We start from the raw sequence: 25,807 nt of genomic DNA on the forward strand, positions 1-25,807 counted from the left end.
GATGCGGCTCCTGCTGTGGTGGGCGGGCCGGGCGCTGAGCTCGGCCGTCACCCTCCTCGGCATCTCCGTCCTGATCTTCGCGGCGCTGCGGCTGATGCCGGGCGGGTTCGCCGAGACGATCCTGGGCCCGTTCGCCACGCCCGCGCAGAAGGCCGAACTGGCCGCCAGGTACGGGCTCGACCAGTCGGTGTTCGCCCAGTACGGGCACTGGCTGGCGGCGGTCGGCACCGGGGACTTCGGCACCTCGATGATCAGCAGGCAGCCGGTCGCGGCCGAGCTGTGGGCCCGGCTGCCCGTGACGGGGCAGCTCACGCTGTTCGCCGTCGCCGCCGCCGTACTGGCGGGGGTGCCGCTCGGCGTGCTGACCGCGCTGCGCGCCCGCCCGGGAGGCGGCGGCGCGGCGGGGCGGCTGCTGAGCGGGCTGGGGGTGAGCGTCCCCGAGTTCGCGCTGGGCAGCCTGGTGGTGTTCGTGGTCTCCCGGTACGGCCTGCAGACCAGCGGCTACCTGCTGCCCGCCGCGGTGCTGTCGATCTTCGCCATCTCGGCGACGGCCAGGACCACCCGCGACGCCGTGCTGAACGTGCTGGTCGAGCCGCACGTCACGGCCGCCGTCGCCCGGGGCGAGACACCGTGGTTCATCGTCCGGCACCACATCCTGCGCAACGCGGCGGGGCCCGTGCTGACGCTCACCGCGACGATCACCGCCTACCTCCTCGGCGGCGCGCTGATCGTGGAGTACCTGTTCAACCTGCCGGGCATCGGCTCGTACGTCGTCCAGGCGGTGGGGCGCAGGGACTACGCGGTCGTGCAGGCGGGCGTGCTGCTGGCGGCCACCGTGTTCATCGTGATGAACGTCCTGATAGACCTGCTCGTCGGGCTGGTCGACCCGAGGCTCGGGAGACGCGCATGAAGGAGACGGCTGGCGAGAAGGAGACGGCTGGCGAGAAGGAGACGGTGGGTGTGAAGAGGAGGCGGCCAAGACAGCGGCTCGATCCGTTGTCGCTGACCGGTCTGGGCTGCCTGCTGCTGCTCGTCCTGGTCGCGCTCGGCTCGCTCGTACACGCCGGTGGAGACCCCGACGCGATCGTGGGCCCGCGCCTGCGGCCGCCGGGCCCCGGCTGGTGGCTGGGCACCGACAACCTGGGCCGCTCGATGCTGCCGCGCGTCATGGAGGGTGTCGGCACCACGCTGCTGCTCTCCTCGGCCGCCGTCCTGGTGACCGCCGCGCTCAGCGCGGGCTTCGGCATCCTGGCCGGATACCGGGGCGGCTACCTGAACGAGCTGATCATGCGGGTGGTGGAGCTGCTCTACTCCTTCCCCGCCATCGTCCTGGCGATCCTGGTGGCGGCCGTCGCCGGGCCCGGCCAGCTCGCCGCGGTGGCCAGCATCGTGCTGGTCACGATCCCGCTGATGACCCGGCTCGTACGCGCCGCCGCCGTCGCCGTGGCCGAACGCGACTACGTGACCGCGGCGGCCATCAGCGGCGCGGGACTGCCCCGCATCCTCGGCCGCCACGTACTCCCGAACGTGGCGGGCACGATCGCGGTCCAGGGCACCTACGCGCTGTCGGTCGGCATCTCGGTCGAGGGCGGCCTGAGCTTCCTCGGCTTCGGCGTGCAACCGCCGCAGGCGTCGCTCGGGGTGCTGATCCGCCAGGGTGGCACCTACATGATGGCCGCTCCCTGGCTGATCATCGGGCCCGGCGTCGTGCTGGTGCTCGCCATCCTGTCCATCAACGTGCTGGGCGACGGGCTGCGCGACCGGTTCGAACCGAGGGAGACGAGGTCACTGATATGAGCGCGCTGCTCGAAGTGGACGGCCTGGAGGTCGACTACGGGACGGCCCGCGCCCTCGACGGCGCCGTCCTGCGCGTGGCGGCGGGCGAGGCCGTCGGGGTGGTGGGCGAGAGCGGGTCGGGCAAGTCCACACTCGGCGCGGCGATCGGCCGCCTGCTGCCCCGCCAGGCGGTGGTGGCCGCCGGCACGGTGCGCGTGGCCGGCGAGCCGGTGCTGGACCTGCCGCCCACCGCGTTGCGGCGGCTGCGCAGGCAGCGGCTCGGCTTCGTCTTCCAGGACCCGATCGCCTCGCTCGACCCGACCATGCGGGTCGGCGCCCAACTCCGGCTCGTCCTCCGCGCACCCGGCCGCGACGGGCGCGACGGCTCCGAGGGGGCGGACGGGCGTGCGGGTCTTCAGGCTCAGGTGGCGTTTCACCTGGGGCGGGTCAAGCTCGATGACCCGCGCGTGGCCGCCGCCTACCCCCACCAGCTGTCCGGCGGCATGGCTCAGCGAGTGGCGATCGCGCTGGCCATGGCCGCCTCGCCCGAACTGCTGGTCGCCGACGAGCCGACCGCCTCGCTCGACAGCCAGGTGCGCGAAGAGGTGCTGAACGTGGTGTTCGCGCTGGCCCGGCAGGCGGGCACGAGCATCGTCTGGCTCAGCCACGACCTGCCGGCCGTGGCCCGCAGGTGCGACCGCGTGGCGGTCATGTACGCCGGGCGCGTCGTGGAGAGCGGCCCGGCGGCCGACGTGCTCGGCGATCCCGTGCACCCCTACACCGCCGCCCTGGCCAGGTCGGCTCCCGCTGTGGCCGTTCCCGGGGTACGGCTGGAGCCGGTGCCGGGCCGCCCACCGGTCCTGACCGGTCCCTCGCCCGGCTGCGCGTTCGCGCCCCGCTGCCCCTTCGCCGAGGACCGCTGCGCCACCGAACGTCCCGAGCCGGTTCGCGTCGGGGCCAAGGACGTGCTCTGCCACCGGGCCGCCGAGCTGGAGGTGATCGCGTGATCCTCGATCTCACCGACGTCACGGTCTCCTTCACCACGGGCCCGCCGCTGCGCCGTACCCGGCTGGACGCCATGCGCGGCGTCTCGCTCTCCGTCGCCGAGGGCGAGACGCTCGGCCTGGTCGGCGAGTCCGGCTCGGGCAAGACGACCACCAGCCGGGTCGCGCTCGGCTTGCAACGGCCCACCACCGGGACGGTCAGGTTCGACGGCCGCCCCTTCCCCCGGCGGCGCAAGGACCTGGCCGGGCGGATGCAGGCCGTGCTCCAGCACCCGCACTGGTCGCTGAACCCCAGGATGCGCATCGGGCAGAGCGTCGCCGAGCCACTCGCCGTACTGGGAAAGTCCGCCGGTGAGCTGGTACCCGAGGCGCTCGAACAGGTCGGCCTGGAGCCCGGCTTCGCCGACCGCTACCCGCACGAGCTGTCCGGCGGCCAGCGGCAGCGGGTGTCCATCGCCCGCGCGCTGATCACCCGGCCGAGCTTCATCGTCTTCGACGAGGCCGTCAGCGCCCTGGACGTCTCCGTCCAGGTGCAGATCCTCAACCTGCTCAAGGACCTGCAGGCGGAGTACGGCTTCGCCGCGCTGTTCATCTCCCACGACCTCGGCGCCGTCCGCTACGTGGCCGACCGGATCGCCGTCATGCGCGGCGGCGAGGTCGTCGAGACCGCCGACACCGCCACCTTCTACTCCGCCCCCGAACATCCGTACTCGCGACAACTCCTGGAGTCCCTGTGACCCTCGCTCCCGTGTCGGCCTTCGCCGCCGGCGTGCCCGGTAACTCCGACCTCCCGCTGACCCCGCAGCCCAGCCCGGGGCGCGGCTCGGTCGCGTTCGACCTGCCCGGTGTGTTCGTCGGCACGGCGGAGTACGGCGAGGGCCCCACCGGCTGCACCGTCGTGCACGTCCCGGCGGGCGCGCGGACCGCCGTGGACGCCCGCGGCGGCGCGGTGGGCCTGAGCGGCGGCTACGACTACAACCACGCCATCTGCCTGACCGGCGGATCGGTGTACGGGATGTCGGCCGTGGCCGGGGTGAGCGAGGAACTGCTGGCCCGCCGGAGCAACCAGACCAAATGGGACGAGCTGCAGCTCGTCTCGGGCGCGGTGATCTACGACTTCTCCACGCGCGACAACGCCGTACACCCCGACGGGCCGCTGGGCCGCGCCGCCCTGCGCGCCGCCGTCGAGGGCGAGTTCCCGGTGGGGCGGTGCGGCGCCGGACGCAGCGCCAGCGCGGGCAAGGTCGACTTCGCCAGGGCCGAGTTCGCCGGGCAGGGCGCCGCCTTCGGCACCTTCGGGGCGGTCAAGGTCCTGGTGGCGACGGTGGTCAACTCGGTGGGCGTGGTCGTCGGCCGCGACGGGACGATCCTGCGCGGCAACTACCACGCCGACGAGGGCACCAGGCGCCACCCGAGCGTGGACTACGCGATCGCGTCGGACGCTCCGGCCGTCATGGGCAACACCACGCTGACGGTCCTGGTGACCAACGTACGGCTGGCCGACATCGAGCTCACCCAGCTGAGCCGCCAGGTACACGGCTCGATGCACCGGGGCATCCAGCCGTTCCACACCCAGAACGACGGCGACGTGCTGTTCGCGCTGACCACCGACGAGGTGGACCTGGGCGGCCTCAAGCCCGCCGGGCTGGGCGCCCTGGCGTCGGAGGTCGCCTGGGACGCCATCCTGAGCAGCGTGGAGTAGGAGGAATGTACAGCTTTCCCCGTTTCGCGGCGCCGGACCACGCGCACGTGGCGCGGCTGGTGCGGACGCACCCGTTCGCGCTCGTGATCACCGCGACCGGCGGCGTGCCCGTGGCCAGCCACGTGCCCGTCATCGTGGAGAGCGGCGGCGAGTCCACGTTCGTGGGCGCGACGCTGCTCGGCCACATGGCCAGGGTCAACCCGCAGTGGCACGCCTGGGACCCGCCTGTCGCTAGCAACGGGCCCGCGCCGTCCGCCACTAGGCCCGTGGCGCCCGAGGCGTTGGTGGTTTTCTCCGCCGCGCACGGCTACGTCTCGCCGACCAGCTACGCGGTCGATCCCGCCGTACCGACGTGGGACTACGCGGCCGTCCACCTGACCGGCCTGATCGAGCCGCACCCCGACCCCCTGGAAGTGGTACGGCGCACGGTGGCGGAGCTGGAGTCGGCACGGACGCCCAGTTGGCGCCCCACCCCGGCCTCCGAGGAGCGCTTCGCCCAGCTCGTGCCCGGCGTGGCGGCCTTCCGGGTGCGGGTCACGGCCGAGCAGAGCGTGTTCAAGCTGAGCCAGGACAAGGACGACGAGCAGCGACACCGCGTCCACCGCGACGCGGACGCCGCCGTCGCGGCACTGATGGACGAGGTAACCCCCAGATGACCACGTTTCCCACCTACACCTCCACCTGCCTCGACGCGGCGGGACGGGGACGGCAGTTCGGCGCCCGCTGGCGCGAGGCCGTACATGCCAACCTCGACGGCTATCTGCGGCTGTTCGAGGTGAGCGGCGCGAGCCATGGGCGGGTCAGAGAGCTCGGCGAGCGGGCACTCGACAGCACGGCCGCGTGGGCGCCGGAGCTGGCGGAGGAGATCGGCGGCATCGCGGCGGGCTGCGGCCTGGCGGACTGGCAGGTGGCCGTCGTCAACGCGCGGACCGAGATCCTGGCCGCGCTGCGCCACGACGGGGAGGGCGAGTGCTCCACCGCCGTCGTGCTCGGCGGCGGGCTGCCCCCGCGCACGACGCAGACCTGGGACTGGCACGACCACCTGCGCGACGCGCCGGTGCTGTGGGCGTACGAGCCGCGCGAAGGGCACAAGGTACGCACCTTCACCGAGTTCGGGGTGCTGGCCAAGATCGGCGTGAACAGCGCGGGCCTGGGCGCGCACTTCAACATCCTGCGCCACGAGTCGGACCACGCGAACGTCGGCGTGCCCGTGCATGTGGTCGCGCGCCGGATCCTCGACGAGGCCGCCACCCTGGAGCAGGCCACCGAGATCGCCAGGTCGGCGAAGACGTCGGCGTCCACGGTCATCACCGTGGTCACGGCGGAGGGGGCCAGGTCGCTGGAGATCTGCCCGGACGGCGTCGCGGTCGTCGAGGCGGACACCGCCGGCGTACTGCTGCACGCCAACCACTTCCTGGACGGCGCGCTGAGCGCGGGGGAGCGGCTGGGCACCGAGCGGCCGGCCACGTACGCCAGGCTCGAACACCTGGAGGAACGGACCGGCGAGCTGGGCGACCCGGACGTCACGGCCAGGGCGCGGGCGATGACCTGTCACGCGCCGGTGGCGCCCGTGTGCGCGCACGCCGACCCGGCGCTCCCGCTCGACCAGCGCTGGGAGACGCTCGCGGTGGTCAGCCTGGACGTGACCGCGTCCGAGATGCGGGTGCACAAGGGCAGGCTCTGCCAGGTCACCGCCTCGACCTGGCAGACCTTCTGAGCCCGTCAGTCATTCTGAAGGCGTCAGTGGAAGGCGGGCACGCCGGTCAGCGCCTTGCCCAGGACCAGCGTGTGGATCTCCGAGGTGCCCTCATAGGTCAGCACGGACTCCAGGTTGACCGCGTGCCTGATCACCGGGTACTCCAGGGTGATGCCGCTCGCGCCGAGCAGCGTGCGGCACGTCCGGGCGATGTCGAGGGCCTCGCGCACGTTGTTCAGCTTGCCGGCGCTCACCTGCTCGGGGGTGAGCTCGCCCCGCTCCTTCAGCCGCCCCAGATGCACCGCCAGCAGCAGGCCCTTGCCCAGCTCCAGCGCCATGTCGGCGAGCTTCTCCTGGGTGAGCTGGAAGGAGGCGAGCGGCCGGGCGAAGATCTCCCGCTCGGCCGCGTAGGCGAGCGCGGTCTCCAGGCAGTCGAGCGCCGCGCCCATCGCCCCGAACACGATGCCGAACCGGGCCTCGTTCAGGCAGCCGAGCGGCCCGGACAGGCCGCGGGCGCCGGGCAGCATCGCCTCTTCCGGAAGCCGTACACCGTCCAGCACCAGCTCGCTCGTCACGCTCGCGCGCAGGGAGACCTTCCGCTTGAGATCGTGTACGGCGAAGCCCGGCGTGCCCGCCGGCACCAGGAAGCCGCGGATGCCGTCCTCGGCCCGCGCCCAGACCACGGCCACGTCGGACACCGAGCCGTTGGTGATCCACATCTTGGTGCCGTTCAGCACCCAATCGGAGCCGTCCCGCTTGGCCGTGGTCCGCATGCCCGCCGGGTCGGAGCCGAAGTCGGGCTCGGTCAGGCCGAAGCAGCCGATGCGCTCACCGGCCGCCATCGCGGGCAGCCACTCCCGCTTCTGCTCCTCGCTGCCGTACTTCCAGATCGCGTACATGGCCAGCGACCCCTGCACCGACACCAGGCTGCGCAGCCCGGAGTCGGCCGCCTCCAGCTCCAGGCAGGCCAGGCCGTAGGCGACGGCGCCGAGGCCCGCGCAGCCGTACCCGTCCAGGTGCATGCCGAGGACGCCGACGGAGCCGAGCGAGCGGGCCAGCTCGCGGGCGGGCAGCGCGCCCGCCTCGAACCAGTCGGCGACGTACGGCCGGATCTCCCGGTCGCACACCTGCCGGACGGCCTGGCGGATGTCGCGCTCCTCGTCGGTGAGCAGGCCGTCGATGGCGAAGAGGGCGGAAGGATGCATGTCCCAGCTCCGTATTTTGGATCCAATATTGATTATCCAATATGACACAGTTAGGGTGCGTTGACCATGGACATCCTGAACCTCGTGGACGGTCGCTGGATCGAGGGATCCGGCGCGGAGTTCGCCGACACCAACCCCGCCCGCCCGGACGAGATCGTCGCCCGCGGCCGGGCCGCCGGGCCCGAGCAGGTGGAGCAGGCGATCCGCGCGGCCCGCGACGCCGCGCCCGGCTGGCGGGCCACCCCGCACCACGAACGCGCGGCCGTCCTCACCGCGGCCGCCGCCCTGGTCGAGGAGTCAGCCGAGGAGTGGGGGCGGGAGCTGAGCCGCGAAGAGGGCAAGACCCTGCCCGAGGGCGTGGCGGAGGTACGCGGCGCGGCCAGGATCCTGCGGTACTACGCCGCCGAGGCCGACAGGGAGAGCGGCGAGATCTACGCCTCCCCGCGCCGCGGCGAGAACCTTCTCGTCATGCGCAAACCGGTCGGCGTCGCCGGGGTGATCACCCCGTTCAACTTCCCGATCGCGATCCCCGCCTGGAAGCTGGCGCCCGCGCTCACCTACGGCAACACGGTCGTCTGGAAGCCGTCCTCGCTCGTCCCGCTGCTCGCCGCCCGCCTGGCAGGCGCGCTGGTCGAGGCGGGCCTGCCTGCGGGCGTGCTCAACCTCGTGTACGGCGAGGCGGAGGTGGGCGCGGCCGTCATCGATCACCCAGGCGTGGACGTGGTCTCCTTCACCGGCTCCACCGAGGTCGGCCGGGCCGTCATCGCGCGCTGCGGTGAGCTGGCCAAACCGGTGCAGACCGAGATGGGCGGCAAGAACGCCGCCGTCGTCCTGGCCGACGCCGACCTCGACCACGCCGCCGAGCAGGTGTGTATGGGCGCGTTCCGGTCCACCGGGCAGAAGTGCACGGCGACCTCCCGGCTGGTGGTCGAGGAGTCCGTCGCCGACGAGCTGCTGCGCAAGGTGGCCGCCAAGGCGGAGGAGCTGGTCGTCGGGGATCCGCTCGGCGCCGGGGTGGACATGGGCCCGCTGGTCAGCGCCGCGGCCAGGGACCGGGTGGCGGCGGGCGTGCGCGACGCGCTCGGGCAGGGGGCCACGGTGCTGGCGGGCGCCCGGCCGTACACCGACGGCGACCTCGCGGCCGGCTGGTTCACGCCCCCGACGGTGCTCGCGCTGCCGGGCACGGACGTGGACGTGTGGAGCAGGGAACTGTTCGGGCCCGTTGTGGGCGCCGTTCGGGCCTCGGGTCCAGAGGAGGCGCTGCGGCTGGCCAACCGGAGCGAGCACGGCCTGTCGGCGGCGATCTTCACCAGGGACCTCGGCGCCGCCCTCCAAGCCGTCGAACACCTTGAGGTCGGCGTGCTGCACATCAACTCCGAGTCGGCGGGCACCTTCCCCTGGGTGCCGTTCGGCGGGCGCAAGCTCAGCGGCTTCGGGCCCAGGGAGCAGGGGCGCGCGGCCCGCGAGTTCTTCACCCAGACCGTGACCGTCTACCTGGGCGCCCCGGCGTGAGTGGGCGAACCGGGCGAACCGGCGAGCACAGCGGCGGCGCTCTCTCCGGGCTGCTGGTCGCCGACTTCAGCCGGGTGCTGGCCGGTCCGTACGCGACCATGCTGCTGGCCGACCTCGGCGCCGACGTCGTCAAGGTGGAACGCCCCGGCGCCGGCGACGACACCCGCTCGTGGGGGCCGCCGCACGCCGGGGGAGTGGCGACCTACTTCCTGGCCGTCAACCGCAACAAGCGCTCGATCGCCCTCGACCTGCGCGACCCGGCCGACCTGGAGGTGGCCCGCGCGCTGGCCGCCCGCGCCGACGTGCTCGTCGAGAACTTCAAGCCGGGCACCATGGACCGGCTGGGCCTCGGCCATGATGCGCTCAGGGAGGTTAACCCAGGTCTGGTCTACTGCTCGATCACCGGGTTCGGCGCGGGCAAGGGCGCGGACTTGCCCGGGTATGACCTGATCGCGCAGGCCGTCGGCGGGCTGATGAGCGTGACGGGCGAGCCGGACGGCCCAGGCACGAAGGCGGGCGTGGCCCTCGTCGACGTGATCACCGGGTTGCACGCGGGGCTCGGCGTGCTGGCCGCGCTGCGCCACCGCGACGCCACCGGGCAGGGACAGCGGGTCTCGGTGTCGCTCCTGTCGTCGCTGCTGTCGGCCCTGACCAACCACGCCTCCGGGTACGCCGCCGCCGGGGTGGTGCCGAAGGCCATGGGGAACCGGCATCCCAGCATCGTGCCGTACGAGGTGTTCCAGGCCGCCGACCGGCCGATCGTCATCGCGGCGGGCAACGACCGGCAGTTCCGCGCCCTGTGCGAGGTGCTGGGCCGGGCCGACCTGGCCGACGACCCCCGCTTCGCCGCCAACACCGGCCGGGTCGCCGGCCGGGAGGTGCTCGTGGCCGAGCTGGACCGGACCCTCGGGACGCGTACGGCCGACGAGTGGTTCGCCGCGCTCACCCCGGCCGGGGTGCCGTGCGGGCCGATCAACTCCCTGGACGCGGCGTTCGCCTTCGCCGCCGAGCTCGGGCTGGAGCCCCTGGCCGGTGATCAGGTGGCCAACCCCATCGGGCTCGGCGCGACGCCGCCGGAGTACCGCCTCCCGCCGCCCTCACTCGGGCAGGACGCGGACTGGGTCCGTGAGATATTGGGGCAATGACCTCGGTAGAAGGGCACCGCAGGCCGCCCACGGCCCAGCAGTTCGTCCTGGAGGAGCTCAGGCGGGCGATCACCACCGGCCGGCTGCGTCCAGGCGACCCGATCAGGCAGGAGGCGCTGGCCGAGGAGTTCGACGTCAGCCGGGTCCCGCTGCGCGAGGCGCTCAAAACCCTGGAGGGCGAGGGGCTGGTCACGTACAAGGCGCACCGCGGCTACTGCGTGCAGCGGCTCTCGCTCGACGACCTGCGCGAGGTCTACCTGATCCGCGAGCTGCTGGAGGCCGAGGCGGTCCGCCGCGCGGTCGAACGCCTCACCGACGCCGGGCTGGCTGAAGCCGAGCGGGCGCAGGCCGAGGTCGAGCGGGCCGCGGCGGCGGGTGACGTGCTGGAGATGGCCGAGGCCAACCGCCGCTTTCACATGACGATCTTCGAGTGGTCGGGGCTGCCGCGGCTGGTCCGGCTGATCAGGACGCTGTGGGACTCCACCGACGCCTACCGGTCCCTGTACTACGGCGAGGAGCCCAACAGGCAGCGGGTCATCGAGGAGCACCGCGCCACGCTCGACCTCCTGCGCCGCCGCGACGCGGAGGCCGTGGTGCTCGTGCTGGCCGCGCACCGCGCCCACGCCGTGACCGCCATAGAGGCGCAGTTGTCGCCCGGTACGGCCGGCTGACCGGCGGGTTCGGCGCGGCGGACTTCTCATCCGACGGTCGCAGGTTCGAATCCTGCAGGGCGCGCTTTGATCATGTCCTGACCTGCTGTTATGCGGGATCGGATGCGTTCTAGAATTTTCGTCTAGCGCTTGCGTGCTCCATCCGTGCTCGCCCGCACCAACTGCGCACACACCATGATCCATTTACCATCCTCCCACTCGGTGAAGAGCAGCGGCCCCGCCTCGCCGCGAGCAGGCGGCGAATGCGGGGCCGGATGCTTAATCCGACTGTTCAGCTCCTCAGCGAGATGAGTTGCCCGGGTGCGGTCTGGTCTTCCTTGCCGAACAGCAGGGCCGCAGTCTTCTCGGCGGCGGCCGTGGCGACTTGCGGGTAGACGGAGGTGTAGGTGTCGGCGGTGAACGCACTGGAGGTGTGGCCCAGGGTTTCCTGTACAACCTTCATCTCTACCCCGGCCTGAAGGGTGTCAAAACTAGGTCCAAGGTGCTGACCTGCGCATTCTTGATGGCGCCTCGTTGGTCAGCCAGTTCGCTGGTACTCGTTGATCAGCCCGCCGAGGACTTGGCGGCGCTCGATCCGGCCCACCGGTAGCGGGATCACGTCGGAGTCATCGGTGGGGGCTCGAAGCCCGAGAGAGCGGTGCGGCCGGTGCCGATTGTAGTGATCGACATATTCGTCCAGCGCGGTACGAAGGTGCCGCTCGCCGAAGATCAGCAGCCTATCGGTGCACTCCGTGCGCGTCGTCCGTACCCATCGCTCGGCGAACGCATTCGCGCGAGGCGCCAGAGGTGGGATCTTCAGCACCTGAATGTCGTCGCCGGTGAACACCTCATCGAAGCTGCGGGTGAACTTCGTGTCCCGATCCCGAATCAGAAACCGGAACGTGCCGGCCCGGTGGTCCAGAGTGACGAGAAGGCTACGGGCTTGCTGGGTAACCCATGCGCCATCGGGGTGGGCGGTCACGCCGAGCACGTGCACGAACCGGGTGCCGACCTCCATCACGAAGAAGACGTACAGCCGGCGCAGCATGACGGTGTCCACCGCGAAGAAATCACAGACCAGCGTGCTCGCGGCGTGGGCGCGGACGAAATCGCGCCAGCGGTCGTCGGTACGTCGCGGCGCCGGACCCAGGCGCGCCCGTTTCAGGACCCGGCGGATCGTCGCACCGCTCACCTGATGGCCCAGATGCCGCAGTTCGCCTCGGATGCGCTCGTAACCCCAGCGAGGATTTTCCCGTGCCAACTGCTGGATCAACGCCACGACCGCTGGATCGGTCGCTGGCCGTCCTATCCTCCGGTGCGGGTAGGTCCAGTGGCGTGCGATCAGACGCCGGTGCCAGCGCAGCAGCGTCTCTGGTGTTACCAGTCGGTGGGCACGCAGCACCGTTGGCAGTCCTCGGGCCAGCGCGGACAGCACTGCTCGGTCCGCCCATGACAGTCTTGGACGGTGAACCTGACGGCGCAGCACGGTGACCTCGTGCCGCAGGACGAGGATCTCCATGTTCTTGGACGCGTCGCTACGGTGCAGCAGCGTCAGCCAACCCACGATGCGGCAGAAGATCATATAGAAGAGACGGAGCGTCACGAGCCTCGAGCATGCCTGACCCAGGCCACTGCTCCGACCAGGAAGCCGAGACAAACCGGCAGCTCACGACCATGAACAGAATATTGACACCCTTCACCCTCGTGGTCTGCGGAAACTGCCACGCGGACATCCACGGCAAGAACCCTGTCCCAGCACTCACGGAGTAGTCACTGGAGAGCGACGTGCGGTGATAAGTCGCACGCGTCGTTCGGGCTGGGGGTCGCTGAAGAAGGACCTGCACAGCAGGCACCTCGTCAGCGGCCCACCAGTACCGTGTGGAACAACCTGACCGAAGCCGTGGAGAAGACGGTCGGTGCGCACCACGGCTGCGTCAAGCAGGCGTATGCCGAGCTGCCCGGCAACGGTGGCGAGCTCGCGGTCCCGCCCGAGCCGCCGGACGGCTATCTGGACGTTCACGGCCACGAGCGAGCCCTGGTGGCTCGGACGACCAGGCGATATGCCGAGGTTCAGGAGCTGGTGGCTCAGGGCCGTTCGCTCAGGGGCATCAGCCGGGATCTGAATCTCGACTACTACGCCGTACGCCGCTACGCCCGCGCGGCTGGCCTGGAGGAGCTGCTGGTCGCCGCTACGCACCGGACCACGCTGCTGGATGCCTACAAGCCGTATTTGTATGAGCGGTTCAGCCAGGGGTGTCACAACGCGAGCCTGCTGTTTTGTGAGATCCGGGCACAGGGATACCAGGGCAGTGCGAGCCCGGTCGACCGCTACATCCGGCTGCTGCGCAAGGGCAGTATCGCGCCGCCGCCACCCAGGCCCACGCCCAAACCCCGCAAGATCACAGCCTGGATCGTGACTCATCCCGACAATCTTCGTCCCGACGACGCGCCCGACCTTCAGCAGGTCCGCGAGGCCTGCCCCGAACTGGATGCCACTTTCGCCATGTCCGCAGCTTCGCCACCATGATGCGCGACCTTCGCGGTGACCGTCTGCCCGCCTGGATCGACGCAGTTCCTGAAGAGGACCTGCCCCACCTGCACCGTTTCGCCCACGGCCTGCGCTACGACCTGGACGCCATCATCGCCGGCCTGTCGGTTCCGTGGAACTCCGGACAGGCCGAGGGCAGAACACGCGAGTGAAGCTGGTCAAGCGGCAGGGCTACGGGAGAGCCAACTTCGATCTCCTGCGGAAGCGGATCCTGATCCGAACATGATCCCCAACCCGTCCCAAGATCAGCGACAGAGCCGCTCATCATGGGCAAGACCCGGCACAAGAACCCCCGCACCGCCATGCGCTACGTCAAACCCGGCGCCGAAGCCATCGCCAGGGTCACTGAGGTCCTGGCACCTCGCCGCCGTACTCACTGATCAGCGATCTCTCAGGTAGGGCAGGACACTGCCCCTTTCTCTCGTACTTGGTACTGGCCCTCGTCCAGACGAGCCGCGACCGCCTGGCCGAGGCGGTGCGGGAGCGGTGCCGGAGCAGGGGCCGGCGGTGGAGCCCGGGCCCGCGGGGGGTATGGACGGAGCCCCGCCTCTTGACCTTCAGCGCCTTGCCGGTGGTCAGACCTGGCCGATCCCGCCGTCGACGGGCAGGTCGATGCCGGTGACGAAGCTCGAGTCCGCGGAGGCCAGGAAGAGCGCCGCGGTGGCGATCTCGTGCTCGTCACCGAGGCGGCCGATGGGCACCCGCGAGGCAATCTGCTCCTTGAACCCCGGCGGGAGGTCCGCGAACGCGGCGGTGTCGATCGCGGCGGGGCTGAGGACGTTGACCCGGATTCCGCGCTGCTTCAAGTCGGTGGTCCAGGTCCGGGCGAACGACCGCAGCGCCGCCTTGCTCGCGGCGTAGACGGTCGTTCCCGGATCGCCCTTGTCCGCGGCGCCCGACCCGATGAGCACGATCGAGGCGCCGTCGGACAGCAATGGCAGCAGTTTCTGCACGGTGAAGAACGTCCCGCGCACGTTCACCCCGAACACGGCGTCGAACGACTGCTCGGTCACGTCGCCGATGTGCTCGTTCCACGTCCAGACGCCGGCGCTGGCGATGAGCACGTCCACCCGGCCCGCTTCGACCGCCACGACCTCGGCCAGGCGGGCCGCGTCGGAGATCTGGCCGACGTCGCCGAGCACGCCGGTCACGCCGTGGCCGATGGCGGCCACCGCCGCGTCCAGCCGGTCCTGGCGGCGGCCGGTGATGACCACGTGCGCGCCCTCCTGGACGAACAGCTTCGCCGTCGCCAGTGCCAGCCCAGAGGTTGCGCCGGTGATCACCGCGACCTTCCCGCCGAGCTTCGCCATGTCGCTCTCCTTGTCTCGAAAAATGAGCATGCTCTCATCTTTTGGGTGCTGCTCACTGTAGCGAAGATGAGAGCACCCTCAAAGTTGAGACGTGTCGCACTTTGCTACGGTGACCTCATGCCTGCCACGGGGAACCCGCTGCCCGCTCGCCGGGATGCCCGCCGCAACCGCGAGCGGCTGCTCGAGTGTGCCCGGCGCGCGTTCGCCGGGCAGGGCGCGCAGGCCGCCCTCGACGGCATCGCGCGCGAGGCGGGCCTGGTGGTCGGCACCCTCTACCGGCACTTCCCGACGCGCCTGGACCTGCTGTGCGCGGTGCTCGAGCCGAAGCTGCGCCACGTGATCGAGGAGGTGGAGGCCGCGCTCGGCCTGGAGGAGCCGTGGCAGGCCTTCCGCGGCCTGCTCGAAGTCCTGTGTACGGCCCAGGCCGGGGACCGGGCGTTCGCCGACTTCCTGGCGCGGCGCTTCCCCGGCGACGACCGCACCGAGACCGCGCACAGCGAGATCTGCGCGCTCGCGCAACGGGTGCTGGGGCGGGCGCAGGCGGCCGGCGTCGTCCGCCCGGACGTCACCGGCGCCGACCTCTTCCTGCTGTTGTGGGCGAGCAGCACGGTAGCCGAGGCCACCCGGCACGCCGCCCCGTCCCTGTGGCGGCGCCACGTTCACCTGGCGCTGGACGGGTTCCGGGCGCCGGACCGGCTCGACCTGGGAGAACCCGCGTGGGACGCGGACCGGCTCTGCCGCGCGATCGCCACCGGGCCATCATGGCAGCCATGACGAAGCTTGTGATCGCGGTTCCGCTGGTCTTCCTTCTGGCCGTGCTCGGGTGGAGCGCGCGAACGCCTGCGTGAGCAGGTGGCCAAGCTCAAGGAACTCCGCAAGGAAGACCAGGACGAGCTGTCCCGGCTACGCGCCGACATCAACGCCCTCGTCCGCGTCGTCAACCAGTCGACTCTGGATAACCGGCAACTATACGGTGGCGACTCAAACTGATCACGGTTGACCGCTGACCGTACGTACGCCTACCGGCCGAAAGGTGTGCCAAGATCGGGTCATGGCCGTTCTGGCCGCATCTCGGCTGGATACCCGATGTGGAACGAAATCCGGCGTCAACGGGGGTTTCCACTGGTCAGTGAGTCTTTGTTGACTCCCGCTTACGGAGGAGGCTTGCGCCGGATTCCGATCGATCTCACAGCGTGACTTCGATCTACGTGTCGCGTGCGGCGAGCCGGGCGAGCGCGGCGGCGCTGGGGCTGCCCGGTCGCGCGGTGTAGATCACCATCCGCAGATCGGTGCCGGGCAGCAGCAGAGTCTGGCAGTCCAGCTCCAGGGCGCCCAGCTTGGGGTGGTGCAGGTGCTTGCGCAGCGTCGGTATGGGGCGTACCTCGTGGTTGCGCCAGCTGGCGGCGAAGTCGGGGCTGTGCGCGGCGAACTCGTTGACCAGCTCGCCAAGTACGCGTTCGGCCGGGTACCGGGCGCTGGCCGCGCGCAGCTGGGCGGCGGTCTGCCGGGCGTATTCGCCCTGCGAGCCGTCGGCGGCCGAGCAGAGGGTGCCGTTCAGCCGGATGGACAGCCGCACGGCGTTGCGTTCCCCAGCGGGCAGCGATCCGAAGTCGGTGATCAGGTCGGCTGCCGCGTTGTTCCAGGCCACAATGTCCTGGCGTTCGTCGGTGAGGTAGGCGGGCACCGGCCCGAGCCGGTCCAGCAGCTCGCGGGCGAAGGCGGGCACCGGCGCCCGGCCGGTCTCCGGGGCGGGCGGGGCCTGCCCGGCCAGCCGCGCCAGGTGCTCGCGCTCGGCGTCGGTGAGCCGCAGTGCCGTGCCCAGCGCGGCTATGACCTGCGGGGACGGATGCGGAGCGCGGGCCTGCTCAAGTCGTTCGTAGTAGCTGGTGGAGACCCCGGCCAGCGTGGCCACCTCTTCGCGGCGCAGGCCGGGAGTACGGCGGGCGCGGCGGCCTGGCGGGTGGACGGCCGTGGCCGGCAGCTGGTCTGGGCGCAGCGCCTCCCGCCGGCGACGGAGAAAGTCGGCCAGTTCAGCTCTGCTCACCCGTCCAGGCTGCCACAGTGGCGGCCGCCTTAGCCACGGACCAGGGGTCCGGGGCTTACCCGTCCGTTCCGCGGCGCCCGGATCCGCGGCCAGGCTGGCATGACCACATTTCACGGGACACCGGAGGACGAACATGCCACGCACTCCTGAGGAGACGATCCGCCGACTGCTGGATCTGCTGCTGGCCAAGGACATGGATGCCATCGCCGATCTGTGGGCGGAGCAGGGCACCGGCGAGTTCCCGTTCGCTGCGGGGGACGCGCCGCGGCGGCTGGCGGGGCGGGAGGCCGTCCGTGACTATCTGGCCGGATATCCGGAACGGATGGACGTACGGGAGATACCTGTAGTGACCGTGCATCACACGCAACGGCCGGACACCATCGTGGTGGAGTTCACCACGCACGGGTACACGGTGCGCACCGGCGAGCCCTACCGCATGGACTACATCTCCGTGATCACGGTCCGTGATGGCCTGATCACGCACTACCGGGACTACTGGAGCCCGCTGGCCGCCGCCTCGGCGACCGGGACGCTGCCCGAGTTGCTCGGCTCGCTGCGCTCGGGGGCCGCCCGATGAGCGGCGTGCTGGTCACCGGCGGCACCGGGAAGACCGGCAGCGTGCTGGCGGAGCTGCTGCGGGGCAAGGGCGTACCGGTCCGGGTGGCCGCTCGCAACCCATCTGCCGGGGATCCTGACGCGGTCCGGTTCGACTGGAACGACCCGGGCACGCATCGGGCCGCGCTGCACGCGATGGACCGCGTCTATCTGGTGCCTCCGGTGAACGCCGTGAATCCGATGCCGCTGGTCGAGCCGTTCCTGGACGAGGCGGAGCGGCTCGGCGTGCGCCGCGTGGTGCTCCTCGGCTCGGCCATCGTGCTGCCGAACGCCCCCGGCGCGCTTGAGCTGGCCGCACGGGTACGGACCCGGCCCGGGTGGGTCGTGCTGCGCGCGTCCGGGTTCATGCAGAACTTCCTGCGCCCGCATCCGCTGGGCGAGCGGCTCCGGCGGCACGGCGAGATCCACACCGCCGCCGGTGGCGGCCGGCTGGGCTGGATCGACGCGCGCGACATCGCGGCCGCCGCCTCCGCCCTGCTGACCAACCCCGATGACGGGTCCAGCGAGAGGCCCAGTGAAGGGCAGGGTGAGTGGCCCAGTGAGAGGCGGGGTGAGTGGCTCAGTGATGGGCCGGGCGACCGGCGCGACTACCTGCTCACCGGGCCGAAAGCGTTGAGCTACCGGGACGCGGCGGCGATCATCACCGCCCGCACCGGCAGGCCGATTCAGGTGCTGCCCGTCGAAACCGACGAGCTGGCGGCCGGCTACCGGGCCGCCGGCATGCCGGCCGAATTCGCCGCCGCCCTTGCCGCCGTGGACGCCGGCCTCAGCGCCGGCCGGGACGACCTGGTCAGCACCGCGGTGCTGGACCTGACCGGCCGCCCGCCCCGCTCCTTCGACGAGTTCGTCCAGGACCACGCGTCCGAGTGGGCGAACGGCGTGGCGCCCTAGCCCGATTCTTCGCAGGTAGGTGAATGCTGTCGCTGGCTGATCGTCTGGATCATGATTACAACATCAGCCAGCGTGATCGGGTGGGATCGACGTTCAGCAACTCCAGCAGCCGGTGTTGCAGAAGGTCAGGGATCAGGACCTGGGGTGGGCTGGTGGCGGTGGCGGAGATGAGCCGGATGCGTTCCAGGGCGGTGAAGATCAGTCGTCCGGTGGGCCGGCCGGGGCTCTGCTCGGCTTTCTGGTGTGGCGCGATCCAAGGCCGCCCTGCTGATGTTCATTCGGACCAAGGACGTGACGGCGACCGTCCAGTCCGCCACGGCCGCCATCGAAGCCCACCCCAACTACAAACGGCGCGGTGCCCACGACAACGACGGCCGCATCGACGTCGTGATGCATGCCAACGGCGACCCCGACCGCGAGATCAAGCTCGCGTTCCTGCCGTTCTCCCCGCCACGAGACGCCACCAGCCGCTTCGCCAAAGCCAAGCGCTGACCGGGCCCGCGGAACGACCCGTCCCACGGCGGTGATCGATCAATCACGCGGGATGGTCAGAAGCCGACTGTGTAATATCTCTTGAGTTCGTCTGAGCCTCTTGGGTCTCTCTAGCCGCAGGACCTGGGCTTATCTGCTGGTGCTCCGGCTTCTTCGGGTGTTGATGAGATTTCAGGGTTTCTGAAGGTCTATCGTCCAGGTCGTTCGTCTTGCTGTGATGGTGAAGGCGAGGTGGCCGGAGTTGGCGCTGGCAGTAGTTAAGGATCTTCGGGTGGCCCGTGCCCCGGCCACTGCCGAGGACCTGGAGGCACTGGAGACCGATGTGCTGGCCGGGTTCGTACTGGCCCGAGCGGCGGCAGGGTTGTCGGACGGCACGATCGCCTCGGACGTGATGCACCTGGAGCAGGTGCGCGCATGGTTCGGGCGGTCGCTGTGGGAGATGGAGCCCACCGACGCCGACGTGTACTTCGGCAAGGTGCTGCGCGGTGCCGCCAGGCGCAAGCGCAGGCATCAAGACCTACTTCTTGTTCCTTGATCTGCGGCACAAGATCGAGATTCGCCAGATGACCGGCCGTGTCGTCGAATGCCCGATCGATGAGATGAACCGGCCCCGCGGCCGTCAGGAGGCCCGGCTGCGCATCCCGCCCACCGCCGACCAGGTGGGCCAGCTGTTCGCCGGGTGGCGCGAAGAGCTGACCAGCTGCCGCAAGTTCGCGCCGGCCGCCCGCAACTACACCGCCGCCAAGCTGATGAGCGAGGTCGGGCTGCGAGTCAACGAGGCCTGCAAGCTCGACCTATCCGACATCAAGTGGAACCTGGGCCACTTCGGCAAGCTGCACGTCCGTCACGGCAAGGGAGCCCGTGGCTCCGGTCCGCGCGAGCGGATGGTCCCGCTGATCAACAACGCCGCAGCCACCCTGCGGTGGTTCATCGAGGACGTGTGAGGTCAGTTCGGCGACGACCACGCCCGGCCCGGGGTCCCGCTGCTGCCCTCGGAACGCAAGAACACCGACGGCAGCGCCGCCCGGGTCGGCGATGAGACGCTCCGGGCGGCGCTCGCAGTCACCGCCGAACGCTACCTGCCGGACTGGCCCGACCCCGTCACGCCGCATGTCCTGCGGCATTTCTGCGCCTCGCAGCTCTACCTGGGCGGGATGGACCTGCTGGCCATCCAGGCCGTCCTCGGACACGCCTGGCTGGCCACGACCATGAAGTACGTTCACGTCCCCGGCACTCACATCGAGGACGCGTGGATCGCAGGTCAGCAGCGTGCCGCCGCCCGCCTGAAGGGATTGACGCGATGACCGCACCCCCCGCCGGCGAGGCCGGCGGCTACTGGGCCCATTGTGATCTGGACTTCTGGAGCCCGGCCAACAACCACGAACCGTGGCTGGGTCGCGGCAACCAGAACGTCTTCGAGGACAGCGTCGCCCCGGTGCACGAGGCCGGGCTGACCCACCTGTGGGACGGCTCGTACCGGATCGACCGGAACCTCCGGCTGGATCTCGCGCCCGGCCACACCCCGGGTCGTCCGTGCTGACCCTGGAGTCGCGCGGCGACTGCGTCCTGTTCGTCGGCGATCTGGTGCACAACCCGCTGCAGCTCCTCGAGCCGGAGACGAACTCCTGCTTCTGCGAGGACCCGGCCGGGACCCGGGCGACCCGCCACAAGCTCCTCGGCCGCGCGGCCGAGGACAACACGCTGGTCTTCCCAGCTCACCTCGGCGGCCAGGGCGGTGCCGTGGTCGAGCGTGACGGGTCGAAGTTCGCCATCAAGGAGTGGGCGGGCTTCTCCCGCATCGCTTGAGCCCGGTTGGGGCCGGTCGGCTCCACCCCTTCGTCGCTCGGCTCCGCAACAGCCCGAGAGAGGAAGCGTTTCCCGTGTCCCAGCAGGCAGATCCGATCGTCGAGACCCCGGCGGGCGTCGTGCGCGGTGTTCGTGACCGCTTCGGCGAGCTCGACCGCGCCGTCCCGTATGCGGCGGCCCCCACGGGCGCCGGCCGATTCGCGCCCCCGGTGTCCACCCGGGCTGGTTCGGTGTCCGGGACGCCACCGCGCCTTCGCCGACCGCGCCGCAGCCGACCCGCGACTTCGGGCGGCTCGACATGATCCCCTACTTCGGCCCGGGCTGGGTGCGCGGCGAGGAGTACCTGACCGTCGACGTCCGGACTCCCGGCACCGACGGCGGGAAGCGGCCGGTCATGGTCTTCGTGCACGGCGGCGGGTTCGTCACCGGCTCCACCCGCGCCGCGCTCTACGACGGCCGGGCGTTCGCCCGCGACGGCGTGGTGCTGGTGACGGTGAACTACCGCGTCGGCATCCCCGGCTTCCTCGACCTGAAGGGTGCCCCCGCCAACCGCGGGCTGCTCGACGTCCTCGCCGCGCTCGGCTGGGTGCGGGACACGATTGCCGGGTTCGGTGGCGATCCCGGGAACGTCACGCTGTTTGGCCAGTCCGCGGGAGCCACCATCATCGGAGCCCTGCTGGCGACGCCGGAGGCCAAGGGGCTGTTCCGGCGCGCGATCGTCCAGAGCGGCAGCGGTACCGGCGCCTTCACCCCCGAGCAGGCGCAACGGGTCACGGCCGTGGCCGCGCGGTCGCTGGGCGTGCCGCCCACCGCGGAGGCCTTCGCCGAGATCCCGGACGACAGGTTCCTCGAGGTCCTGCCGGATCTCGCGGGGATCGACCTGCGGACCGCGACGGCCACGGACCCACTCGTCGAGCTGAGCCCGTTCTCCCTGGTCCTGCCCATGCAGCCGGCCGACACCCTGGCGGAGGGGCCGGCGGGAGAGATCGACCTGCTCATCGGCACCAACACCGAGGAGGGCCACCTCTACCTGGTACCGCAGGGCAAGCTGGAATCTTCGACGGACGACGATCTGCTCGCCGTCGCGGCGAAGGTCGACGCGGACCCCGCCGCCGTCGTCGCCGCCCAACGGGCGGCCCGGCCGGGGGCGACCCCGGGCGTGCTGCGCTCCGCGGTGCTGGGCGAAGACCTCTTCCTGGCCGGCACCGCGCGGATGACCGAGGCCCACGCCCGGCTGTCTGGTGGCCGCACCCACGCCTACTCGTTCGGCTACCGCTCGACGGCTTTGGGTTGGCGGCTGGGTGCCACCCACACGGTCGAGCTGCGCTTCGTCTTCGACATCGCCGATGAACCGTGGCTGCACGGCGACGCCGGTCTGCTCGGTCCCGACCCGGCGCCTGCCGGGCTCGCAGCCCGCGTGCACGGCGCCTGGGTCGCCTTCGCGACCCACGGCGACCCAGGTTGGGCAGCGTATGACCCGCGGCGGCCACAGGCGGAAGCCCTGGTTGGCGGAAGGATCCCCATCGGGTCGGGCGCAGTCGAATGCCCGAAGATGATCAAGGGGGCGGCTCTCCGGCCGGCGTTTTCATGAGGTCATGACTGATCGTCAGGCTCGACGGGGCGGGCGTCTCCAACTGGAAGGCCGTACCGTTGTGGCTGCGTGTCTCGCTGCGGTAGCGCCCGGGCGTGCGTCCGTGGGCTCGGGTGAAGGCGCGGGTGAATGCCGGTACCGATCTGTAACCGACCGCCTCGGCGATGGTCTCGAGGGAGCCATGACTGTCGCGTAGCTGCACGGCGGCCAGATCCATGCGCCAGTTCGCCAGGTACGCCGCGGGGGTGTATCCCGTGGCTGCCGGGAAGCGGCGGGCGAGGGTCGCACGGGAGACCGAGATGGCTTTTGCGAGCGTCGAGGTCGTCCAGGGGATGGCCGGATTCGCGTGCAGGTGCCGTAGCGCTTTGCCGATGACGGGGTCGTAGAGGGCACCCAGCCAGGTGCCGAAGCACTCAGGAGGATTCACCGCGAGCCAGGCGCGCAGCATCTGCACGAGCATGATGTCGATGAGGCTTTTCAGTACGGCAGGCGTGGCGAGCTGCGGTTGGGCGAGTTCCCGGGCGAGCATGCGCACCGTGTCGGTCAGCCCGGGCGTCCCCGCCTCGGCCCGCACGTGCACGAGACCTGGTAACAGGGTCAGGATCTGGGTGAGCGCGGCCGGGTCGCAGTCGTAGTGAATGGTGACGATCCGCGTGGTCGCGGGCTGCGACCCGAGGCTGATCACCTCACCGGTGCCGCGCCCGCGAGCGGCCACATGCTCGCATCGACCGCGTCTGGCGCTGCCCGTGTCCGTGGGGTCGTCGGTGAGGCCGTGCGGGGTGTCGGCGGGCAGCAGGACCACGTCGCCGGCCGCTAGTTCCACCGGTTCGTGTCCGGCGACCGTGAGCCAGGTACTGCCTGCGGTCACGGCATGCAGGGCCGCCCCGGGATAGTCGTCCAGGGTGATCGCCCATCGGCCGCCTGCTTCGACACGGGTGCTCAGTGCCCCTTTGACGCCCGAGATCGCCAGGGCGTCGGTCAGTGGATCCATAACGTCGACGTTAGCACCTTGATCAGACGCAGATGAGGCAGATAATCAATCATCTGAGCTGTGCGGGCATGGTTCGCCTCAGTGATTGCCACATATGGTCTTGGGAGCCGGGACTCACATCCGGCATCATCGAGAAGGAGTCACCATGGACTACCACAGCTGGGCAGGCCTCGAGATCACCGTCGCGGACGGTGTGGCCACCGTGTCGCTCGACCATCCGCCTCTCAATCTGATGGACGGCGTGCTGCTGCCGTCACTGCGTGGGTTCGCACATCAGGTGCGCACCGATGCGGACGTGCGGGTGATCGTGTTTCAGAGCGCCGATCCGGAGTTCTTCAGCGCTCACGGCGACATGGCCTACCTCACCGACCCGGAGGCCCTGCCCGCCGCCACCCAGGCCGCGATCGACGCCGCGCCGGGCGCCGTGATCCCCGACGGCCTGAACATCCTCCAAGCCATGGGAGCCGAGGTCCGCGACCTCCCGCAGGTCACCATCGGCAAGGTGGCCGGTTTCGCCCGGGGCGCCGGCAACGAGTTCCTGATGTCCCTCGACATGCGGTTCGCCGCGATCGGCAAATCGGGTCAGGCCCAGCCCGAGTCCACCCTGGCGATCCTTCCCGGGGGCGGTGGCACGGTGAACATGACCCGCCTGCTCGGCCCGGCCCGGGCCCTGGAACTGCTCATCGGTGGCCAGCTCGTCGGCGCCGAAGTGGCCGAGCGCTACGGCCTGGTGAACCGGGCTCTGCCCGCCGACGAGATCGACTCCTTCGTCGACACCCTGGCCCGCCGGATCGCGGGAGTACGCCCCGAGGTCGTCGCCGCGATCAAGGCCACCGTCAGGGCCGCGACCCCGCCCGCCCCCAACACGGCCTACGTCGTCGAAAACGCCTTCCTGTACTCACTGTTCACCGAGGACATGGTCGAGATCGCCCGGAAGCAGCTGGCCGCGGGCGTGCAGACCCGTGACGGCGAGCGGGATCTCGAGGGGCTCGTCGACAACCTGTGACCTGGGTTCTGGCACGCATCTCAGCGGTAGGGCCCCACGTCCCGGAAGCTCGTCACCCGAGCCGCGCTACCCACCAACCAGACGGTCAACGCGGCGACCGTCCTCGGCACCGGCGCCGGTGCCCATCCTGACCGCGGACCCGGCCTAGCCGACCCGCCTCTACCGCTTCGCCGGCGAGCGGGAGCAACTGGCCTCCGGGCCCGCACTTACGAGGCGTACCTGGCCGAGCTCGCCACCCCGGCCGAGTCCAACTCCGACATCGTCGGCGTGATCTTCGCGGGCCCCCGCAACCAAGTCACCGAGTTGACAAACGGCTCCCCCTGCTGAGCGGACGGGAGGTGGCCGGGCGCCGGCCCACTGACTGTCACGCGGCTTCCGGTGCCTCCAGAACCAAAGGAAGCATCGTGAGGATTTCGGCGGCGTGTTCCAGCGCCCGGACGTCGACCCGCTCGTCGGTCTGGTGCGTGAGGTTCGGGTCGCCGGGCCGCACAGGAGAGTGGGAACGCCGGCCGCGGGCTGCTGGAGGGAAGCGTCGGAGAAGTAGCTGACCCCGCGGACTTCGGGCGGGGTAGTCACCGGTGACCGTCATGTGCGCCTGGAACCCGGCTCGGGTCGCGGCGAGTTCGTCGAGCAGTTGTCTGATGCCGACCAGCCTCCTCGGTTTCGACCACACTGGACGGCTCGTGCTCGCCCCAACCAGTCCACGGCCCGGCCACGGCGGCGAGCGACGCCTGGTACGCCGAGATCGCGGACCCTGCTGGTTAACTCGCCTCAGGCTGCGAGAGCGAGTTCTGCCAGTTCGAGGCGGGCAAGGTGGCTGGTGCGGGTCCGGTCGAGCGGGTTCCCGTTCCACCAGGCGTCCAGGCGGATGAGGTTGAGCGCCACGGCGGAGAAGACGTGTTCGAGGTGAACCTTCGCCAGGCCTCGGTAGCGGGCTCGGCGGACTCCGGTGACCGCGACGGCCTGGCGTATGGTGCCTTCGACTCCGGCGCGGAGCTTGTATTTGTCCTGCCAGTCCTTGGTGGTCTGATCAGCACGTGCCTGGTCAAGGGCTTGTTGAAGGGGGCGGGCGCGGATGGTGAGCTGGCGTCCGCCCTTCTTGGCCGAGGTGCACAAGGAGCGAACCGGGCACGGCCGGCAGATCTCGCCGCTGAATTTGACCACGATCGCCTCGGTGTCGCGCTGGGCGCACGGGCTCCACGAGGAACTCGCCCGTCCTTGCGGGCAGGTGACCTGTTCGGCGTCCCAGCCGATGGTGAACGCCGCACTGTTGTAGCCGGCGGCGGCGCGGGCTTGCGATGAGTGATCCAGCAGAACCGGGGTGATGAGCGCGATCCCGAACCTCTTGCGGGCATCGACGAGGAGTTTCGCAGACGGGTAGCCGGAATCGAGGTAGTGCTCGCCGGGCAGCAGCCTGCGTGCCGCGAGCATCTGATGGATCTTCTCGGTCATCTGGCTGTTGGGCACGGTCGCGTCCGTGGTGGCGACGTTCGTGATCAGGTTGGGCGGCACGATCGTCTTGCCGTTCGTGCCGGCGGGGGTGTGGCACGTCTCGCTGACGTGCAGCTTGTAACCGTTCCAGAACATGTCGTCGCCCTTGGCCGCCCACCGGGCATCAGTGTCGTAGGGGGAGGTCAGCCGCACTCTGACCGGCGGCAGTCCCTCTCCGCCGTCTTCGAGGGGCCGCCGCCGCTGAACCACCTCCCGCCCCTTGTGGTCGGTGACGCGCACATAGTTTTGGATCAACATGACCTGCAGCGCCTGCACCGCGGGCAGATTCCGTAACCAGGCCGGGGAGAACGGCGCATACACCGCTTCCACCA

General features: G+C 70.6%; 30 protein-coding genes, 1 tRNA gene and 1 pseudogene. 24 read left to right on the forward strand and 8 right to left on the reverse strand.

All coding sequences use genetic code 11. The features are described 5' to 3' along the window. Nucleotide 1 precedes the first annotated feature (1 nt). The 7 genes from ACIBO2_RS28275 to ACIBO2_RS28305 are packed head-to-tail and all read left to right on the forward strand — an operon-like array spanning nucleotide 2 to nucleotide 6,199. On the forward strand, nucleotides 2-910 hold the full coding sequence (locus ACIBO2_RS28275; protein WP_358553629.1) for an ABC transporter permease: 909 nt from the start codon (nucleotides 2-4) through the stop codon (nucleotides 908-910). Next, on the forward strand, nucleotides 907-1,797 hold the full coding sequence (locus ACIBO2_RS28280; protein WP_358553631.1) for an ABC transporter permease: 891 nt from the start codon (nucleotides 907-909) through the stop codon (nucleotides 1,795-1,797). Before ACIBO2_RS28275 ends, ACIBO2_RS28280 begins: the two co-directional genes overlap by 4 nt. Further along, nucleotides 1,794-2,783, forward strand: a complete 990-nt coding sequence (locus ACIBO2_RS28285; RefSeq protein ID WP_397300602.1) for an ABC transporter ATP-binding protein — start codon at nucleotides 1,794-1,796, stop codon at nucleotides 2,781-2,783. The genes ACIBO2_RS28280 and ACIBO2_RS28285 overlap by 4 nt, the downstream gene beginning before the upstream one ends. After that, on the forward strand, nucleotides 2,780-3,517 hold the full coding sequence (locus ACIBO2_RS28290; RefSeq protein ID WP_397300605.1) for an ATP-binding cassette domain-containing protein: 738 nt from the start codon (nucleotides 2,780-2,782) through the stop codon (nucleotides 3,515-3,517). Before ACIBO2_RS28285 ends, ACIBO2_RS28290 begins: the two co-directional genes overlap by 4 nt. Beyond that, nucleotides 3,514-4,482 (forward strand): P1 family peptidase, encoded by a 969-nt coding sequence (locus tag ACIBO2_RS28295; RefSeq protein ID WP_358553637.1) that lies wholly within the window; start codon nucleotides 3,514-3,516, stop codon nucleotides 4,480-4,482. Before ACIBO2_RS28290 ends, ACIBO2_RS28295 begins: the two co-directional genes overlap by 4 nt. Before the next feature lie 5 nt (nucleotides 4,483-4,487). Further along, the gene (locus ACIBO2_RS28300; RefSeq protein WP_397300608.1) at nucleotides 4,488-5,138 is read left to right on the forward strand and encodes an FMN-binding negative transcriptional regulator; all 651 of its coding nucleotides are present in this window, start codon (nucleotides 4,488-4,490) and stop codon (nucleotides 5,136-5,138) included. Then, entirely contained in the window at nucleotides 5,135-6,199 is a 1,065-nt protein-coding gene (locus tag ACIBO2_RS28305) for a C45 family peptidase (RefSeq protein ID WP_358553641.1), read from the forward strand. The genes ACIBO2_RS28300 and ACIBO2_RS28305 overlap by 4 nt, the downstream gene beginning before the upstream one ends. A 23-nt stretch (nucleotides 6,200-6,222) precedes the next feature. On the opposite strand, the gene ACIBO2_RS28310 is transcribed toward ACIBO2_RS28305, so the two are convergent. Then, on the reverse strand, nucleotides 6,223-7,383 hold the full coding sequence (locus tag ACIBO2_RS28310) for an acyl-CoA dehydrogenase family protein (RefSeq protein ID WP_397300612.1): 1,161 nt from the start codon (nucleotides 7,381-7,383) through the stop codon (nucleotides 6,223-6,225). A 66-nt stretch (nucleotides 7,384-7,449) separates the two neighbouring features. Between ACIBO2_RS28310 and ACIBO2_RS28315 the strand changes: the two genes are divergently transcribed. The 4 genes from ACIBO2_RS28315 (at nucleotide 7,450) to ACIBO2_RS28330 (ending at nucleotide 10,772) form a co-directional block, all read left to right on the forward strand. Then, nucleotides 7,450-8,895 (forward strand): aldehyde dehydrogenase family protein, encoded by a 1,446-nt coding sequence (locus ACIBO2_RS28315; protein WP_358553645.1) that lies wholly within the window; start codon nucleotides 7,450-7,452, stop codon nucleotides 8,893-8,895. Then, nucleotides 8,892-10,040 (forward strand): CaiB/BaiF CoA transferase family protein, encoded by a 1,149-nt coding sequence (locus ACIBO2_RS28320; RefSeq protein ID WP_397300614.1) that lies wholly within the window; start codon nucleotides 8,892-8,894, stop codon nucleotides 10,038-10,040. The genes ACIBO2_RS28315 and ACIBO2_RS28320 overlap by 4 nt, the downstream gene beginning before the upstream one ends. Further along, nucleotides 10,037-10,711, forward strand: a complete 675-nt coding sequence (locus ACIBO2_RS28325; protein ID WP_397300617.1) for a GntR family transcriptional regulator — start codon at nucleotides 10,037-10,039, stop codon at nucleotides 10,709-10,711. The genes ACIBO2_RS28320 and ACIBO2_RS28325 overlap by 4 nt, the downstream gene beginning before the upstream one ends. Further along, a tRNA-Arg gene (locus ACIBO2_RS28330) sits at nucleotides 10,681-10,772 on the forward strand. Before ACIBO2_RS28325 ends, ACIBO2_RS28330 begins: the two co-directional genes overlap by 31 nt. A gap of 210 nt (nucleotides 10,773-10,982) precedes the next feature. On the opposite strand, the gene ACIBO2_RS28335 is transcribed toward ACIBO2_RS28330, so the two are convergent. Both ACIBO2_RS28335 and ACIBO2_RS28340 read right to left on the reverse strand, forming a co-directional pair. Then, entirely contained in the window at nucleotides 10,983-11,153 is a 171-nt protein-coding gene (locus ACIBO2_RS28335; protein ID WP_397300620.1) for a hypothetical protein, read from the reverse strand. Nucleotides 11,154-11,228: 75 nt separating this feature from the next. After that, the gene (locus ACIBO2_RS28340) at nucleotides 11,229-12,293 is read right to left on the reverse strand and encodes an integrase core domain-containing protein (RefSeq protein WP_397300623.1); all 1,065 of its coding nucleotides are present in this window, start codon (nucleotides 12,291-12,293) and stop codon (nucleotides 11,229-11,231) included. Nucleotides 12,294-12,590: 297 nt separating this feature from the next. On the opposite strand from ACIBO2_RS28340, the gene ACIBO2_RS28345 reads away from it, so the two are divergent. Both ACIBO2_RS28345 and ACIBO2_RS28350 read left to right on the forward strand, forming a co-directional pair. Continuing rightward, a complete protein-coding gene (locus tag ACIBO2_RS28345) occupies nucleotides 12,591-13,217 on the forward strand; it encodes a hypothetical protein (RefSeq protein ID WP_358553653.1) in 627 nt (208 codons plus the stop codon). Continuing rightward, nucleotides 13,214-13,390, forward strand: a complete 177-nt coding sequence (locus tag ACIBO2_RS28350) for a hypothetical protein (protein ID WP_358553655.1) — start codon at nucleotides 13,214-13,216, stop codon at nucleotides 13,388-13,390. Before ACIBO2_RS28345 ends, ACIBO2_RS28350 begins: the two co-directional genes overlap by 4 nt. A gap of 423 nt (nucleotides 13,391-13,813) precedes the next feature. Here the strand turns inward: ACIBO2_RS28350 and ACIBO2_RS28355 are convergent, their stop codons facing one another. Beyond that, complete coding sequence (locus ACIBO2_RS28355) at nucleotides 13,814-14,578, reverse strand: SDR family oxidoreductase (RefSeq protein WP_358553657.1); 765 nt, start codon at nucleotides 14,576-14,578, stop codon at nucleotides 13,814-13,816. 87 nt (nucleotides 14,579-14,665) lie between these two features. Between ACIBO2_RS28355 and ACIBO2_RS28360 the strand changes: the two genes are divergently transcribed. Beyond that, nucleotides 14,666-15,322, forward strand: a complete 657-nt coding sequence (locus tag ACIBO2_RS28360; protein WP_358553659.1) for a TetR/AcrR family transcriptional regulator — start codon at nucleotides 14,666-14,668, stop codon at nucleotides 15,320-15,322. 78 nt (nucleotides 15,323-15,400) lie between these two features. Beyond that, nucleotides 15,401-15,538, forward strand: a complete 138-nt coding sequence (locus ACIBO2_RS28365; protein ID WP_358553661.1) for a hypothetical protein — start codon at nucleotides 15,401-15,403, stop codon at nucleotides 15,536-15,538. A gap of 214 nt (nucleotides 15,539-15,752) precedes the next feature. Here ACIBO2_RS28365 and ACIBO2_RS28370 read toward each other — a convergent pair whose 3' ends face one another. Next, a complete protein-coding gene (locus ACIBO2_RS28370; RefSeq protein ID WP_358553663.1) occupies nucleotides 15,753-16,592 on the reverse strand; it encodes a helix-turn-helix transcriptional regulator in 840 nt (279 codons plus the stop codon). A 133-nt stretch (nucleotides 16,593-16,725) separates the two neighbouring features. Between ACIBO2_RS28370 and ACIBO2_RS28375 the strand changes: the two genes are divergently transcribed. From ACIBO2_RS28375 to ACIBO2_RS28410, 8 genes and pseudogenes are all read left to right on the forward strand, one after another. After that, complete coding sequence (locus ACIBO2_RS28375; RefSeq protein ID WP_358553665.1) at nucleotides 16,726-17,169, forward strand: nuclear transport factor 2 family protein; 444 nt, start codon at nucleotides 16,726-16,728, stop codon at nucleotides 17,167-17,169. Beyond that, a complete protein-coding gene (locus ACIBO2_RS28380; protein ID WP_397300630.1) occupies nucleotides 17,166-18,098 on the forward strand; it encodes an NAD(P)H-binding protein in 933 nt (310 codons plus the stop codon). Before ACIBO2_RS28375 ends, ACIBO2_RS28380 begins: the two co-directional genes overlap by 4 nt. 243 nt (nucleotides 18,099-18,341) lie before the next feature. Next, a complete protein-coding gene (locus ACIBO2_RS28385) occupies nucleotides 18,342-18,590 on the forward strand; it encodes a hypothetical protein (protein WP_358553669.1) in 249 nt (82 codons plus the stop codon). Between the two features lie 271 nt (nucleotides 18,591-18,861). After that, entirely contained in the window at nucleotides 18,862-19,125 is a 264-nt protein-coding gene (locus tag ACIBO2_RS28390) for a hypothetical protein (RefSeq protein WP_397300633.1), read from the forward strand. A 64-nt stretch (nucleotides 19,126-19,189) separates the two neighbouring features. Then, a pseudogene (locus tag ACIBO2_RS28395) lies at nucleotides 19,190-19,894 on the forward strand (tyrosine-type recombinase/integrase). Beyond that, nucleotides 19,891-20,130 carry a hypothetical protein gene (locus ACIBO2_RS28400; protein ID WP_358553673.1) on the forward strand — a complete coding sequence of 80 codons (240 nt, stop codon included), beginning with the start codon at nucleotides 19,891-19,893 and terminating at the stop codon, nucleotides 20,128-20,130. The pseudogene ACIBO2_RS28395 and the gene ACIBO2_RS28400 overlap by 4 nt, the downstream one beginning before the upstream one ends. Beyond that, nucleotides 20,124-20,396, forward strand: coding sequence for a hypothetical protein (locus ACIBO2_RS28405; RefSeq protein WP_358553675.1), 273 nt, complete (start codon nucleotides 20,124-20,126; stop codon nucleotides 20,394-20,396). The genes ACIBO2_RS28400 and ACIBO2_RS28405 overlap by 7 nt, the downstream gene beginning before the upstream one ends. Nucleotides 20,397-20,592: 196 nt before the next feature. Continuing rightward, nucleotides 20,593-21,987 (forward strand): carboxylesterase family protein, encoded by a 1,395-nt coding sequence (locus ACIBO2_RS28410; protein ID WP_358553718.1) that lies wholly within the window; start codon nucleotides 20,593-20,595, stop codon nucleotides 21,985-21,987. Here the strand turns inward: ACIBO2_RS28410 and ACIBO2_RS28415 are convergent. Then, nucleotides 21,953-22,978, reverse strand: a complete 1,026-nt coding sequence (locus ACIBO2_RS28415) for an AraC family transcriptional regulator (protein WP_358553677.1) — start codon at nucleotides 22,976-22,978, stop codon at nucleotides 21,953-21,955. The genes ACIBO2_RS28410 and ACIBO2_RS28415 overlap by 35 nt on opposite strands. Nucleotides 22,979-23,123: 145 nt before the next feature. Here ACIBO2_RS28415 and ACIBO2_RS28420 point away from each other — a divergent pair, with 145 nt between their 5' ends. Continuing rightward, nucleotides 23,124-23,984: an enoyl-CoA hydratase/isomerase family protein gene (locus tag ACIBO2_RS28420; protein WP_349451411.1), complete on the forward strand. Its 861-nt coding sequence runs from the start codon at nucleotides 23,124-23,126 to the stop codon at nucleotides 23,982-23,984. Nucleotides 23,985-24,348: 364 nt separating this feature from the next. On the opposite strand, the gene ACIBO2_RS28425 is transcribed toward ACIBO2_RS28420, so the two are convergent. Beyond that, nucleotides 24,349-24,474: a hypothetical protein gene (locus ACIBO2_RS28425; protein ID WP_349451412.1), complete on the reverse strand. Its 126-nt coding sequence runs from the start codon at nucleotides 24,472-24,474 to the stop codon at nucleotides 24,349-24,351. Between the two features lie 281 nt (nucleotides 24,475-24,755). After that, the gene (locus ACIBO2_RS28430) at nucleotides 24,756-25,805 is read right to left on the reverse strand and encodes a transposase (RefSeq protein ID WP_358553680.1); all 1,050 of its coding nucleotides are present in this window, start codon (nucleotides 25,803-25,805) and stop codon (nucleotides 24,756-24,758) included. Between the last annotated feature and the right edge of the window lie 2 nt (nucleotides 25,806-25,807).

It is taken from the genome of Nonomuraea sp. NPDC050022, from assembly GCF_044460705.1.
GTDB lineage: Bacteria > Actinomycetota > Actinomycetes > Streptosporangiales > Streptosporangiaceae > Nonomuraea.